Raw genomic sequence first — 15,712 nt, forward strand, 5'->3', positions numbered from 1 at the left:
TAGTTATAGACCATAGATAAAAATAGTTATTCAAACAGCCTTACTATCATTACTTTTTGTTTTTTAACAAATCAAATAATAATACGGATAAATAATAATATTTAGTTAATAATGATAACTGTCTTTTATTTGGCATTATTCCTGCTGTTATTTTATAAAAAACTCATGAAATATTAAATTATTGATTTTAATATTGATGATTAAATAACCACCCTAACCATTTAAATATGATACATAAGATTGCATTTAATTATAATTAATCACTCAATTGTTGTTCTATTTTGGCATTACTTAACATCCCATTATGATTACCATCAATTAGAACAATAATAAAACAGGTAAAAAATAGACACAAAATAAAAACTAATCTTTTGATTTTAATATTAAAAAACAAAAAAACAAACGCAATGCCATTTATTACCCCTACCTTTACATAAAAGGTAAAAAACAAAATAACTCTTTTTGAACTTAGTTTTAATTTAATTAAAAGTGCGTTTTTTCATTTGTCACACATTATATAAATATATTTACCATTAAAAATAAAACATGAACAAATATACTAAGGCTACAACAGAACCAAATGACAATGATTATTACTACACTGCAAGGAGTCACTATTTTGATTTAAATCATTATCCTTCATTTATTAAATATCATTAATTATTAATGATATTTAAATAACTATTTATATTATTTATATTATTACTCTTTTTTTTATAAGCTTGTACTCAATGGCTAAATTTGACGACATTACATTCCCCCATATAATAACGGCTTAGATTTCACCCTCTTCTTTATTTCGAATAAGGTCTTTTGAGATTGAATATAAGTAGACGTCAATTATTTAAATTGTGCGCAGGGGCTGTAGCAACAACTACGATTGCTTCGCTTGCCACAATTCCGCAAAAAGCATGGGCGCAAGCTCGTGACTTCAAATTAACCGCAGCCAAAGAAACGCGTAATACGTGTTCTTATTGTTCAGTAGGTTGTGGCACATTACTGTATAGCACTGGTGCTACTGGCGGTAATATTAAACAAAAAGTGTTCCACGTTGAGGGTGATCCCGATCATCCAGTAAGCCGTGGTGCATTATGTCCTAAAGGTGCGGGCCTAGCTGGTTTTGTTAACAGCGAACAACGTTTGAAATTCCCAGAATACCGTGCTCCTGGTTCAGATAAATGGCAACGTCTAACATGGGACGAAGCATTTAGCCGTATCGCTAAACTAATGAAACAAGACCGTGATGCTAACTTGGTAAAAACCAATGACGAAGGCACCACCGTTAACCGCTGGCTAACAACAGGCATGCTTTGTGCCTCAGCGGAAAGTAATGAAAATGGTTGGTTAACTCAGAAATTTGCCCGTGGTTTGGGTATGGTTCCTGTAGACACTCAAGCGCGTATTTGACACGGTCCAACGGTAGCAAGTCTTGCTCCAACATTTGGCCGCGGCGCGATGACCAACAACTGGGTCGACATTAAAAATGCCGACTTGATCTTAGTAATGGGCGGTAACGCAGCAGAAGCACACCCTGTAGGCTTCCGCTGGGCGATTGAAGCTCAAAAAACTAGAAACGCTGAAATCATTGTGGTTGATCCACGTTTCACGCGTACAGCAGCTGTTGCTGATCACTATGCACCGATCCGTTCTGGTGCTGATATTGCTTTCCTATTAGGTGCTATTCGTTACCTAATCGCTAGCAGTCAAGTGAATCACGAGTATGTTAAAGCATACACAAACGCAAGCTTTATTGTACGTGATGATTACGCATTCCACGATGGTCTATTCTCTGGCTATGACGCTGAGAAACGTAAGTATGATCGTAGTTCTTGGTTCTACCAACTTGACGATCAAGGTTATGCACTAAAGGATGAATCACTGCAACATCCTCGTTGTGTATGGAACCTACTTAAAGATCACGTATCTCGTTATACACCAGATGTTGTATCAAATATCACAGGTACGCCTGTTGATGTGTTTGAACACGTTTGTAAAGCACTAGGTAGCACAGCTGCGGATAACCGCGTTGCCACTATTTTGTACGCAACAGGTTGGACACAGCACTCTAAAGGCGCTGAAAACATCCGTTGTATGGCAATGATCCAGTTACTACTTGGTAACATGGGTATGGCTGGCGGCGGTGTTAATGCCCTACGTGGACACTCTAACATTCAAGGTATTACTGACCTTGGCTTGTTAGCACAAAGTTTACCTGGTTACTTAAAACTGCCATCTGATAAAGATGTCGATTTAGCTGCTCACCTTAAGCACCACACACCAGTGGCACTTGAAGCGGATCAAACCAACTACTGGCAGCACTATCCAGCATTCTTCGTATCATTACTGAAGTCTTTCTACGGCAAAAATGCAACGGCTGAGAATAACTTTGGCTACGATATGATGCCGAAGTGGGATCAAGGCTACGACATGCTACGCGTGTTTGAAATGATGAACAAAGGTGAAATGAATGGCTATATTTGCCAAGGTTTCAACCCTGTTGCTTCAATGTCGAACAAGCAAAAAACATTAGATGCTTTATCTAAACTGAAATACTTAGTGGTTGTCGATCCACTTGTAACTGAAACTTCAACGTTCTGGCAAAATAAACCTAACGTTAATGAAGTTGACACTGCAAATATTGACACAGAAGTGTTCCGTTTACCTTGTGCATGTTTTGCTGAAGAAGATGGTACCATTGTAAGTTCAGCACGCTGGCTACAATGGCACTGGAAAGCAGCTGATATGCCAGGAGAAGCAAAAGGTGATGCTGAGATTCTAGCGGGTATCTTCTTAAAGATGCGTGATATGTACCGACAAAATGGCGGTACTTACCCAGATCCTATCCTGTCTCTTGACTGGAACTATGCAATCCCTGCTGCGCCAAATACCAAAGAATTAGCACAAGAACTTAACGGTAAAGATGCTAACGGCAAGCAACTATCAAGCTTTAGCAAACTAAAAGCGGATGGTTCGACTAATGCTGCTTGTTGGTTATACACCGGTAGCTGGACGGAAGCGGGTAACCAAACTGCACGTCGTGATAACAGCGATCCTTCTGGTTTAGGTATTGCACCTAACTGGGCATGGTCTTGGCCTGCAAACCGTCGTGTATTGTACAACCGTGCATCAACACGTCCTGACGGTAGCCCATGGGATAAAGCACGCATCTTAGTTGAATGGAATGGTAACAAGTGGGTTGGTCCTGATGTGCCTGACTTTAACGCTAAATTGCCACCATCAAGCAATGCAGGTCCATTTATCATGCAACCTGAAGGCGTAGGTCGTCTGTTTGCACTTGATAAAATGGCTGAAGGTCCGTTCCCTGAGCACTACGAACCGTTTGAAACACCGATTGGTACTAACCCATTACATAAAAATGTGGTTTCAAACCCAGCGGCACGTTTGTTCAAAGATGATGCAGCTCAACTAGGTACGAAGACTGATTTCCCATTCGTGGGTACGACTTATCGTCTAACTGAGCACTTCCATACGTGGACAAGTCACTCTCATTTCAATGCAGTATTGCAACCTGAACAATTTGTAGAAATTGGCGAAGGATTAGCGAAAGAGCGTGGCATTAACAATGCTGACATGGTGCGTGTAACCTCTAAGCGTGGCTCTATTGAAGCTAAAGCTTATGTCTCTAAGCGTATTACGCCACTGCATGTTAACGGCCAAGCGGTTCACACTGTTGGTATTCCTATTCACTGGGGCTACGAAGGCGATACTAAGCCGGGTTACCTTGCGAATACGTTATCGCCATGTGTCGGTGACGCTAACTCACAAACGCCTGAATACAAGGCATTTTTGGTTAACGTAGAGAAGGTGAAGTAAGCCATGGGTATGGAATCACAGAATATTATTCGTAGTTCTGCTACATCGTCGATTACTCCATCTCCTGATGCGCGTGAGCGTCAAATTCAGGTAACAAAGTTAATTGATGTAACGTGCTGTACTGGCTGTAAAGGCTGTATGGATGCCTGTAGTGAGTGGAACAACTTACGCGGAAAAGTGGGCACTTTTGAAGGTTCTTACCAAAATCCGCCAAATACGACAGCTGAAACTTGGACCACTATCCACTTCAAAGAAATTGAAGAAGATAACAAGTTTAAGTGGCTATTTAGCAAGCACAGTTGCATGCACTGTTCTGATCCTGGCTGTTTAAAAGCCTGCCCAGAACCAGGTGCTATCGTGCAATATGAAAACGGTGTTGTTGATTTCAACTCGGAAAAATGTGTCGGTTGCGGTTACTGTATCGCTGGCTGCCCATTTGATATTCCGCGTATGAACCCTGTTGATAACCGCGTTTACAAATGTACGTTATGTCTTGATCGCCTTCAGGCAGGTCAAGTGCCGTCATGTGCAAAAACTTGCCCAACAGGTGCATTACGTTTTGGTCCTCGTGAAGAAATTCTTGAGTATGCCAATCAACGTGTTGCTGCTCTGCAAGCAAAAGGCCATAAAAAAGCAGGTATCTACAACCCACAAGGTGTTGGCGGTACACACGTAATTTACGTTCTGCACGATATCACTGATCCTGAGCGTTACGATCTACCTAAAGATCCTAAAATCAGCGAAACAGTGAAGTTATGGAAAGATGATCTCAAGCCACTTGCCGCTGCCGGCTTAGTGGGTACTTTAGCGCTTGCTGCAATCCACCGTGTAACGGTTGGTCGTAGTCGTGTTGCTGAAGATGAAGGAGATGAGAAATGAGTTTGAACCAAACAATTTTACGTCATAAACCTTTAGATCGTGTTGTGCATTGGACGGTAGCGTTAACAGGTATCTGGACTTTATTGTCTGGTCTATCTTTTATGTTTGCTCCACTACACTTCCTTAGCTACGTCTATGGTACGCCACAACTTGCACGTATTTTGCATCCATTTGGTGCGATCGTGATGACAATTGGGCTATTTTTCTTAGTGATCCGTTACTGGAGCCATAACCACTTTGAAAAAGGTGATCTCCAATGGATGCTAAAAGTTAAAGATGTTTTAACTGAAAACGAAGAAAACGTACCAGAAGCAGGCCAATACAACGCAGGTCAAAAAATGATCTTACGTCAGTTTATTGCCTGTGGCGTATTGTTGTTAGTAACGGGTCTGATTGCATGGCGCGCTTACTTTTCAGCCTACTTCAGCATCGATGTAGTACGTATCGCATTGATTGTGCATTCAATCGCTGCCCTTGTATTTGCCTTAAGTTTAATTATCCATGCCTATATGGCATACTGGGTAAAAGGCTCAATTGATGGCATGTTAGAAGGTAAGGTTTCTCCCGCTTGGGCTAAGAAACACCACCCTCGCTGGTTCCGTTCGCTATCTAGCAACAAAGACCAACACTAACAACACAGCTCTAGAACGGATAAACTGCGTCGTTTATCCGTTCTTTATTTCTATACCAACCTTGGTTTACCACGGTTGGTATTCTTATAATTGGATACCTGCATGAGCGTTAAAATTTTAGATAAAGACACCATTGTTAAGCAAAAAAGTGATGGCTTTAATCCATTAATTATTGGTCAACCTGCAACCATTTTTCATGCCCGCGCTGCACGTTTACGTCAGTTGGCACAAGACTCTTTTATGGCAGATTACCTCTTATTAGCTGGTCAAATAGTGCAGCAACAACTGCATTTAGTTGAAACGTTTAATAGTACCGTACAACAGCAATTACAAACCAAAACAATGGCATGGCCAATTAAACTAGACAATACTTGGCACGCAATTTTAGACCCAATGTTAACTCAGTTAACCTCCGCACTACGTCCTATTGTTAGCGATGATATCGTTAAAGTTATTGATAGTATTAGCCAAATAGATCAACAAACATTGCAACATTACTTTCATGCATTACAACAAAACCAGCCAGAGCGTGTTCCTGCCGATATTGCGATCATTCTTTGGGGTTGCATTAATACACTAATGAGCTTAATTGTCACTAATACTCAATTAGAATGGCAACCAGAAGCCAATGCAAAACAATCACATTGTCCTCTTTGTGGTGGCGCACCTGCGGCAAGTTTAATTCAAGGCAGTGGTCATCGTTATCTACATTGCAGTCAATGTGAAGCACAATGGCATCGACTACGCGCTGAATGTACACAATGTGGTGATAGTGAAAATATTCAACTCCAAAGTGAATCACTAGAAGATAGTGTTCGTGCTGAAACCTGTAGTCATTGCCAAAGTTATTTAAAGATGCTGGTACTTGAGAAGAACCCTCAATTAGATCCAATTGCCGATGATTTAGCAACAATAGTTTTAGATCAAAAACTGAGTCAAATGGAATTCTACCGTAGCGGCTTTAACCCATTTTTACTGCCTCTGGCTCAATAACGCTTTAGAGTAACGCTATGATTATTGCTACCGCTGGCCATGTCGATCATGGTAAAACCAAACTGTTACAAGCCCTTACTGGGATCAATGCCGATCGACTGCCAGAAGAGCAACAACGTGGTCTCACGATTGATTTAGGCTATGCCTTTATGGCTTACCACTCAGCAAAATCTAACCAACAACAACGGTTAGGTTTTATTGATGTTCCCGGCCATGAAAAATTCCTATCCAACATGCTCGCAGGCGTTGGTACAGCTCATCACGCAATGCTGATTGTCGCTGGTGATGAAGGCATGATGCCGCAGAGCTATGAGCACCTGACTATTTTACGGTTATTAGCCATGGATAGTTTAACGGTAGTGATCACTAAATCTGATCTCACTACCGTTGCACAACAACAGCAACTCGAAGCAACATTAAGCCAATTATTATTTCAATATGGCTTTACTCAAGCGACGATTTTTCACTGCTCAGCACACACTAATGATGGTATTGATATACTTAAACAACACCTAATTGAGCTTGCCGATAATGAACAACAACACGATAATACGCTCAATTTTAAACTCGCTATCGATCGTGCTTTTCACGTTAAAGGCTCAGGATTAGTTGTCACAGGAACGGCATTAAATGGTCATATAAATGTTGGTGATAGTCTGTGTTTAGTCAGCCATAATCAGCTTAAAAAAGGTCATAGCCAGCCGCAAGTAGTACGCATAAAAAGTATTCACGCACAGGGCCAAGCAACGCAATCTGCAACAGCAAACCAACGGGTTGCACTCAATATTAGTGGCGACATTGATAAAGCAAACTTAAACCGTGGCGACTGGCTATTACAGACAGCACCCACCCAAATAATCAAACGGATCACGGTAAAATTAACCGCCAACCAACAGATTAAACATTGGCAAAATATTCAAATATTCCATGCCGCGACTCATACTACTGGCCGGATTGCGTTATTAGAAGATAAGCAATTAGTAGATGGTGATAGTGCACTTGCTGAAATAACTCTTGATACGCCATTGTGTTTAGCCGAGCAAGATCGATTATTACTGCGCGATCCAGCAAAAAAAATCAATCTTGGTAGCGCGATTATTATTGATCTACTGCCTCCTAATCGTGGTAAACGTAACCCGCAGCGACTTGAGTATCTCAACCACCGTGCCAGCTTAGTCTCACTCAATGATATAATTACCTTTAAGCTTCAGCATGCCCCGCAATCACGCCAACAACTACTAGAACAACATCAATGCCAATCTGATGTTATTAGCCACTTATTAGCCATAAATACAACGATCAATCAGTACGGTGACTACCTTTGCTTTGACAGCTATCAACAAGCATTACAACAGCATATTATCGCCACACTAGAGCAATATCATCAGCAAGCACAAGATACACTTGGTGTTGGTAAAGATCGGCTATACCGTATGGCTGCACTTAATCAACCTCAAGTTATCTTTAATGCAATTATCGCCCAACTGCTTGATCAGCAACAATTAGCAAATACCCGTGGTTGGCTCCATCTAGCTGCGCATCAATTGCAACTAACACCGTCTGAACTACAATGCTGGCATCAAATAGAACAATTGATGGCAACAAATCCTCAGCCATGGTGGATACGCGATCTTGCATCAGAAATGGGTGAAAATGAAGAGAGTTTACGAAAACTTAGCTATAAACTAGCGCAATTAAGCTACGTTGCTGCCATCGTCAAAGATCGCTATGTCAGCCATCAATATCTAGTAAATATGGCAACTGCAGTTCGCCAACATACCCTTCAACATCAAAAATTAGAAACAGCTGAGTTTAGAGATATTAGCCAGTTAGGGCGTAAAGTTGCCATTCAGTTATTAGAGTATTTTGATAAGATAGGTTTTACTAAACGTAAATTTAATTATCGCGAATTAAAAGATCAGAATTTATTGCAGGATTAAGAATATACAGCAAGAAAGTGGCGGAAGAACATAGGAGTCGAACCTACCCAGGACTGCTGGCAGCCCTACCCGGATTTGAAATCCGGACGCATCACCGGATACGACGTTCTTCCTTTATTTTGAGTTTGTATTTTATTGCTTTAAGGTATAATTCGCAACCGCTATCTGCACAAGATTAAGATAGCGGTTTCTTTTATGAATCATATGGCTAAATAACACTCTATTTCATCTGTTGATCAAGATTTAAAATAGTTAAAGCGTTACTAACACTGGTCGCAAGTACATCAACCACTCCAGATCGTAACGCACCCAATAAAGCTAATGCCTTACTATTTTCAGCAGCCGTCACCACAACAGTCGGAATATGACGTAACTCTTCCATGGTTAAACCAATCACCCGATCACTCATCATGGTATCAGCTTGCTTACCTTGACTATCAAAAAAGTCATAACCAGCAATGTCACCGACTACACCTTTACGAATGCGAGCTTCTACTATTTCTTGAGGAGTAAACCAACCTAATTTAACCATATGGCTATTTTCATTCATATCTCCAACACCAACTAAAGCTACATCAGCACGACGAGCACGATCTAAGGTTTCTTTAACCGTACCGTTTTTCATAAATGCTTCTTTAACAATAATGTCTTCTACATAAGCGGGAGCATAAAGAGTTTCACTGATACCATCATATTTTTTCGCAAGTTGTCGACAAATATGATCAGCATTAATCGCATTACCAGAACGGTGAGTACCACCAATTCCACATACAAAACGACAATTACGATGTGGCACTACACCAACATGATTCGCAATCGAAGCAATATTTCGTCCTTGCCCAACAGCGACTACCATATCATCTGATAATGTTGCGGCAAGATAGCCAGAAACAAGACTCGCTACTTGTTGGCGTTGAGATTTATCATCAGGCTGATCTAATGCAATCAATGCTCGCTTTAAATTAAATCGTTCAATTAATTGTTGCTCAAGCTTTTCACTAAATACTGGGTGATATTTAACTGTTATCTCCACCACCCCTTCTTCTCTTGCACGACGAAGTAAGCGACCAATTTTAGCGCGAGACATACCAAAACGTTGTGATATCTCTTCTTGTGTTGCACCTTCTTGATAATAGGCAATAGCAATTTCAGTCAGCTGATCACTCTCAGCATGATTATTATCATTATTTAAACTGCTCATCACTTTGTCCTCATATACAGGTACTTATCAATCATTCATTCTACCACTGTAATATCAAAACAGAGAATCATTACCCATCACAGATAATCTAACTATGCAGCCCTTTTCGTACCAGCATTATCAATAAGAATACATTTTAAGCATAAGACAATGTAACAATAACCCCCGCTGAAAATTTTCCACTTTTTATCGTATCATTATTATTTTCAATAATTGGCTGAGCATTAATAGTAAACGAATGATTATTATCGCTGGATATTATATAAGGCGAATAAAAAATAAGTGGGCCGTTATTCCCTTGATAATTACTCTTTGCATTATATGAAGATCGAAACGCTGAGCCATAAGTTGTTAATAAAATACCTAAATTTTTAGTCGTCGTATTCAATACCCCTGACGATGGTAATCCAAAGTGCCCACTCTCATTTAATGGCTTAAATGATAATGCTATATTTTCATTTTTATAACTTCCTGTACACGTTACGGTGATCGGTATTGAAATTATATTTCCACGCCTTTTTTTTAATTGCTCAACACTCACCATATTGAAATTAACATTATGTTTAGGTATGTGTATTTCACAAATATTAGAAATAATCAACGATATATTTAATTTTGCACTCGTTACATACGAACTATTACTTGCGCAGACTAAGTTTGAAAATAAAATCATTATTAATACAAAAAAAAATTTAATCATAATTAACTACCATATTGATAGACGCTGATACTAATCCTGACTTTATTTTAGTATGCGGATTTAACAATAAAGGTTTAACATTTATTGTTGTACTAAAATGTGCGGGTATATTATATTTGATACCAAACTTGAATTTATTATTTTTCATATCATTCGATAAATAATTCCACCATATTTTAAACCCAATATTACTTAACTTTCCATTTTGACTACCTTGTATAACATCATCACTTATATTATTTATTGATCTTTTTGTAAATGTTAATGTCTGTGATGCTGTGTTCTTACATTCAATAAGTAAATTTGCACTTTCTGATTTAGATGATGAATTCTTAATATTTAATGCAGATACATTTTTAAAATCAATATTAATTGGATTAATATTACAAGTAGGAATTCGAGGCTTTTTATTTATAACCTTTATGATAATATTAGGGACATCACCATTCCCTAAAGGATTATTACCATTATTCGTTTGATCATCAAGATCATTAAAATTACTTAAATTAATATAACCCGAAGAGGTTGTTGTTGCGGCTATCGCAATTACAGATGTTGGCTTACCATTATTAAATTTATTTATTATAAGCGGAGGTGCATTTAATATTATTTTAAATCTATTTGTTATCGTATCAGAATAATAAAGATGGAATATATCAAACCATGAAATGTAGGGAAAATAACCAGCACTGTTTATTACTGCTGCCTTATTAGTAGAGGATAATGTAGGTGATGTTAGTTCTAATATATAATTTTTATTATTAGGGAAATACATCTGATTAAATTTACCTGTATACAATCCATTATTATTTGTTTTAACTTCAAAATATCGATAATAAGAACCAATAACACCAGTTACTGTACAGGTTAAATAATAGGTTACATCTAATTTACCAACAACATCTCCCACTTTATGCCCTGTGATATTAATAGTTGGATGTGATGATGTTACATTAATAAAGCATCTATTATTTAAAGCAATAGGACCACGAGAGTCACTAGCATAACTATGGAAACTTAAAAAATAAAATAAAATAACAAATAATATATTCTTCATATTAAATACTCTTTATCTTATAATTAATTACTGCACCATAATCATTAATTGCTTTAAAAGAAATATTTTTATCACCATAATTACCAAGCATAACTTTGCTAAACGGCTTAAAAACAGTTAATCTATTCATTATTACTGATGAAAGCTGTAATGGTTGATTATTAGCATTTACAGAAGTTATTGCAAAATAATATGGTGTTGGATTATTTAAATATATATCTCCATTTTTACTTATTATATTAATTTTATTCTCTGCTCCTGCTCTATCATTTATTATAGCTTTAGGTCGATAAATTAATTTCACTCTTGTATTCATAGCGATTTGTAATGAATTATTTGTTGTACTTTTTAATGGTATTTCTTGAACATTTAAATAAAATAATGATTCTTTATTTTTAGGTAAACTATTATTTACATTTATTATTGAATCAATCTGAATTTGATTTTTTGATATTGTAAAAAAAGCAGGTGCTGGTATAAAATAGATATTATCTTTAGGTTGATCTGTATTCTCTATCCATATTTGCCCACCATATTCATTATTTGAATCATTTGTTATTTGCACTGCAATATTTTTTTTATTTCCATCATAGATATATCGAGTACCATCTAAAACAAAAGATGCGTAACATTGCGTAGTCATAAAAAACAATAAAACATATATATATTTATTTATCATAATGTATTTCCTGAATAGTATTTAAGTTGGATTTATATTTTTTTAAATTGATATGATACTGCTCAACTCCCGTATTAATATTAATCGTATTTTTATCATTATGACTTCTTATAATTATAATACCTTTGTCTTGGCTATATCCAAGCGTTTGATTTTTATCATTCATCGCTACAGAACCAAATGGAATTGTAATACCATTTTTTGCAAATATTCTAAATATATAAGTAAATGTTTTAATATAATTTATTTTTTTAAAAACTATCGCACCCTCCGTAGGTGTTACAGTAAATGATGTCGTCTTAAATTGAATATTATTAGGTATATTTTCAGTATTAATATTAATTGTATTAGCCTGATAACTATTTAATGAATTAATTGTTAAACCATAATTATTAGTTGGTTCTGAATCATTAAAAGAAATTCCTTTGATATTAGGAGTATCAATAACAGCAAATGTATTATTAGTATTCTTACTAAAGAGTAAATGGTTATTTTTTCCGTCATTAACACCAATAATTGTTCCAGATAATTGAATATTTGCAGATGAAGAATATCTTGTTTTAGATAACTGTCCATTAAATTGAGTCGCATCTGATAAATACGTGGCATTTATTGAACTATTCATATCATCTTTTGACTGACTAATATTAGCAGAATAACTTAAGTTATTTGTGATATTTTGATTTATATTAATATTATTTACATAATCACCATTATTAATATAGCTACTAGATAGTGATAAAAACGAACTATTAAGAGGTATATTTAAACTAAAAGATAATGATATATCATCTTTTAAAGAAGAAGATTTATTGTAGGCTAAAGATGTCGTTAAAAATATATTTTTATATTGTGATGTTATGAAAAAATCACCACCATAATTATATGACTGTCTATATTCGTTATACCATAATTGTTCAGATAAATTGCTTTGTAAATACTCAATATTATTATTCAACCTTATTTTTATATTACTTAATAATTTATCATTGCTTATATTTCCTATATCATTAAAAGAATAATAATTATTTTTATATTTATTATATTCAAAATCAATTTGGAGATCTTTATTTATATTTTTCGCATATAATAATGAAATTTTATCTCCAACATTATTTTTTATACTATTTTCACATGAGAAATTATAGGTTAAAGAAGATACCCCTAAGAATCCTAAATTATAAGTAATACCACCTAATATATTGACGTATTTTTTAGAAATAATACTCCCCATAATGGTAGAGAACATATTATAACCATACGAATACTCTATTTCACCAAATGGCAATTTATTTGATGTCGTATTAGCCTTACCCATTGAAAATAAATAATTTGAACTATTGGGTCTAAGTAATGTAGACATTTGACCAATAGCATATTTTTTTTCTGTTTTATTTCCATTTGCATCTACAATAACAACCTTAATATCACTATTACCAATAATATTAAGGTTATTAATTAGATAAGGTCCGGGATTTATATTTAATTTTTTTATTATATACCCATTCTGACTAACTGTTATTGTGGCAGCAGTAGCCACTGTTCCAGAAATAATTGGAGCATAATTTCGTTGTTGCCATGGGATCATATTATTATTGTTGTATAATTGTATTCCTATAAATGGTATTGATGATAAGTATCGACTATTAGTTTGATTTTTACCTATCGTTAAATCTGAAGTTATAGATCTTATATCACGTTTCAAATAGACATTAGGTAATATATTTTGTCCGTTAGAATCAATATTACCTATTAGTCTCCATGCCTTATGGTTAATTGAAAAATCACTTGATATTGTTGTATTAATTTTTTCATTATTATATTTATCAGAGGATAAATAATAATTGAATAAGATAGAATCATTACCTTCATTCCACTCACTATTATTAGCTTTAACAACTAATCCTGCTTGTGGAATAGTAAACATTAATTTATTTTCATGACTATTAAATTTTATTTTTGTATTTTTTTGTTTCGTTAAAATATAATATCCATTTATCTTATCAAAACATTTAGCATAGAACTTACTATTAATATTAACGTTTGCATTAGATAGCCATGCTTTGGTTAAATGTAATTTTTCAATATCATATTTTTTGATATTTATCTCTTCTGATCCTGTTTCTATACCATTAACATACACATCAACATAATAAGTATTATCTATATAACTATTATTTATTTCAGGTGAATTAGGATGCATTCCATGAATAAAATCAGTATTAAATATAGTAGTTGCTGCCGCATTAGTTGTGGTAATTAACAGACATAGTGATAAATATTTAACTCTTCTCATATTATAATATTAGTTATATGTAACATTATAAGTTACATTTGATTTAACATTTCCTGCTGTTGGCATTTCTCCCTTATTTTCCTTTTCTATATTAGCTGAAAAAGCATAAGATAGTGGTGCTTTTGTTCTTGTTCCAAAATAAGTAACTGGTTCACCACTATTAATTGGAATCTCTCCACGAGAATTAGAATGAGCATCAAATTTTATATATACATTTTTTGCTGCTGTTGATCCTGTTGCTGTATTAGCTAATCCTAGTTTATTTAATGAACTGCCAGACCAACCAATATTAACTTTCAAGTTTTCAAAAGTTGGTGCACATTGTGTATCTGGCTTTAAATAAAAATTAACGACTTTAGAATTATCTTGATCGGTTTTCATTACACCAAGATTAATATTATTATTATTACTCGTACCATCACTATTACGAACTGTTATATCACACGTTGATTGAACCACAGATCCTGTGAAATTTATTTGTCCTGTACTTTCGGGCGTTAAATTAGGAGTCTTCGCAGGAGAAGATGGCGAAGCCATAGCAAAATTTACGGTAAAAATAGAAAGCCCAATAACAGTAATTCCTATAAATTTATTCACAACTCATTCCTTTAAAATAGAAATAAAATTTAACCAGTCATTGAATGCAGTCTAATCCCAATAGTGAATATTTATTACTTCTATATATAAAACCTGTGATTTAATAAATAGATATATGATAAAATTTTATATATACAATTATGAATATTAATCCATACGAAAAATGACATAACAAACAGCCAAGCTCGCTAACTAAAAAACTGAATCTTTCAATTCGAGTTTTTTAATAATGTGAAGTGGACGAAATTTTCATCGCTAGCATCACGACCAGAGTATCAACCGCCATTTTTCCATTAAATGATAACCGTGACAGGCAAGGTTCTTAATTATGACTTAAATCCACTACCGTCATTCCCTACAGTGAAGTTACGAACGAGATGGGGAATCCATTATCAGTACATTGTAGAGTTGATGAAAAAAACCTGAATCATTAGATTCAGGTTTCTTCAATGATATGAAGTGGACGGAACTTGCCATACCGAAGATAAGCACCCCTCTGCGTGACAGGTTGCCAATAGAAAGCTAATCAACTGAACGATCGCTTCGCGGTGTCTATTCTGTATCATTTTACTTTTATACAGACGAAAAAAAACCTGAATCTTTCGATTCAGGTTTTCTTAATAATGGCGGAGTGGACGGGACTCGAACCCGCGACCCCCGGCGTGACAGGCCGGTATTCTAACCAACTGAACTACCACTCCGCAGTGTCTATTCAGCATAAATGCAACTTGTTGTCTCTACCTTTATAAAAAGATAAAAACGAAATTGAAGCCTGGCGATGTCCTACTCTCACATGGGGAGACCCCACACTACCATCGGCGCTATTACGTTTCACTACTGAGTTCGGCATGGGATCAGGTGGGTCCATAACGCTATGGTCGCCAAGCAAATTCTGGTTTATTTA

Annotated in this window: 11 protein-coding genes, 2 tRNA genes and 1 rRNA gene; 5 read left to right on the forward strand and 9 right to left on the reverse strand. The window is 35.7% G+C overall.

The window, feature by feature from the left end; genetic code table 11:
• Positions 1-819 precede the first annotated feature (819 nt).
• The 5 genes from fdnG to selB all read left to right on the forward strand — a co-directional run bounded on the left by fdnG (position 820) and on the right by selB (position 8,278).
• Entirely contained in the window at positions 820-3,834 is a 3,015-nt protein-coding gene (fdnG, locus tag OC457_RS11100; RefSeq protein WP_144379601.1) for a formate dehydrogenase-N subunit alpha, read from the forward strand.
• A 3-nt stretch (positions 3,835-3,837) separates the two neighbouring features.
• Entirely contained in the window at positions 3,838-4,713 is an 876-nt protein-coding gene (gene fdxH / locus OC457_RS11105) for a formate dehydrogenase subunit beta (protein WP_080175787.1), read from the forward strand.
• Complete coding sequence (locus OC457_RS11110; protein ID WP_080175788.1) at positions 4,710-5,345, forward strand: formate dehydrogenase subunit gamma; 636 nt, start codon at positions 4,710-4,712, stop codon at positions 5,343-5,345. Before fdxH ends, OC457_RS11110 begins: the two co-directional genes overlap by 4 nt.
• Positions 5,346-5,447: 102 nt before the next feature.
• Positions 5,448-6,338, forward strand: a complete 891-nt coding sequence (gene fdhE / locus OC457_RS11115) for a formate dehydrogenase accessory protein FdhE (RefSeq protein ID WP_080175789.1) — start codon at positions 5,448-5,450, stop codon at positions 6,336-6,338.
• A gap of 17 nt (positions 6,339-6,355) precedes the next feature.
• Positions 6,356-8,278: a selenocysteine-specific translation elongation factor gene (gene selB / locus OC457_RS11120; RefSeq protein ID WP_080175790.1), complete on the forward strand. Its 1,923-nt coding sequence runs from the start codon at positions 6,356-6,358 to the stop codon at positions 8,276-8,278.
• An 18-nt stretch (positions 8,279-8,296) separates the two neighbouring features.
• On the opposite strand, the gene OC457_RS11125 is transcribed toward selB, so the two are convergent.
• The 9 genes from OC457_RS11125 to rrf form a co-directional block, all read right to left on the reverse strand.
• Positions 8,297-8,391 (reverse strand) — tRNA-Sec (locus tag OC457_RS11125).
• Positions 8,392-8,498: 107 nt separating this feature from the next.
• Positions 8,499-9,479, reverse strand: coding sequence for a sugar-binding transcriptional regulator (locus tag OC457_RS11130; RefSeq protein WP_080175791.1), 981 nt, complete (start codon positions 9,477-9,479; stop codon positions 8,499-8,501).
• Positions 9,480-9,615: 136 nt separating this feature from the next.
• Positions 9,616-10,179 carry a fimbrial protein gene (locus OC457_RS11135; RefSeq protein ID WP_080175792.1) on the reverse strand — a complete coding sequence of 188 codons (564 nt, stop codon included), beginning with the start codon at positions 10,177-10,179 and terminating at the stop codon, positions 9,616-9,618.
• Positions 10,172-11,236 carry a hypothetical protein gene (locus tag OC457_RS11140; protein WP_080175793.1) on the reverse strand — a complete coding sequence of 355 codons (1,065 nt, stop codon included), beginning with the start codon at positions 11,234-11,236 and terminating at the stop codon, positions 10,172-10,174. Before OC457_RS11140 ends, OC457_RS11135 begins: the two co-directional genes overlap by 8 nt.
• Position 11,237: 1 nt before the next feature.
• Positions 11,238-11,915 carry a fimbrial chaperone gene (locus tag OC457_RS11145; RefSeq protein ID WP_080175794.1) on the reverse strand — a complete coding sequence of 226 codons (678 nt, stop codon included), beginning with the start codon at positions 11,913-11,915 and terminating at the stop codon, positions 11,238-11,240.
• Complete coding sequence (locus OC457_RS11150) at positions 11,905-14,211, reverse strand: fimbria/pilus outer membrane usher protein (protein ID WP_080175795.1); 2,307 nt, start codon at positions 14,209-14,211, stop codon at positions 11,905-11,907. The genes OC457_RS11145 and OC457_RS11150 overlap by 11 nt, the downstream gene beginning before the upstream one ends.
• Before the next feature lie 9 nt (positions 14,212-14,220).
• Entirely contained in the window at positions 14,221-14,808 is a 588-nt protein-coding gene (locus tag OC457_RS11155; protein WP_080175796.1) for a fimbrial protein, read from the reverse strand.
• A gap of 624 nt (positions 14,809-15,432) precedes the next feature.
• A tRNA-Asp gene (locus OC457_RS11160) sits at positions 15,433-15,509 on the reverse strand.
• Between the two features lie 69 nt (positions 15,510-15,578).
• Positions 15,579-15,694 (reverse strand): 5S ribosomal RNA (gene rrf, locus OC457_RS11165).
• Between the last annotated feature and the right edge of the window lie 18 nt (positions 15,695-15,712).

This window comes from Photobacterium toruni, assembly GCF_024529955.1.
Lineage (GTDB): Bacteria > Pseudomonadota > Gammaproteobacteria > Enterobacterales > Vibrionaceae > Photobacterium > Photobacterium toruni.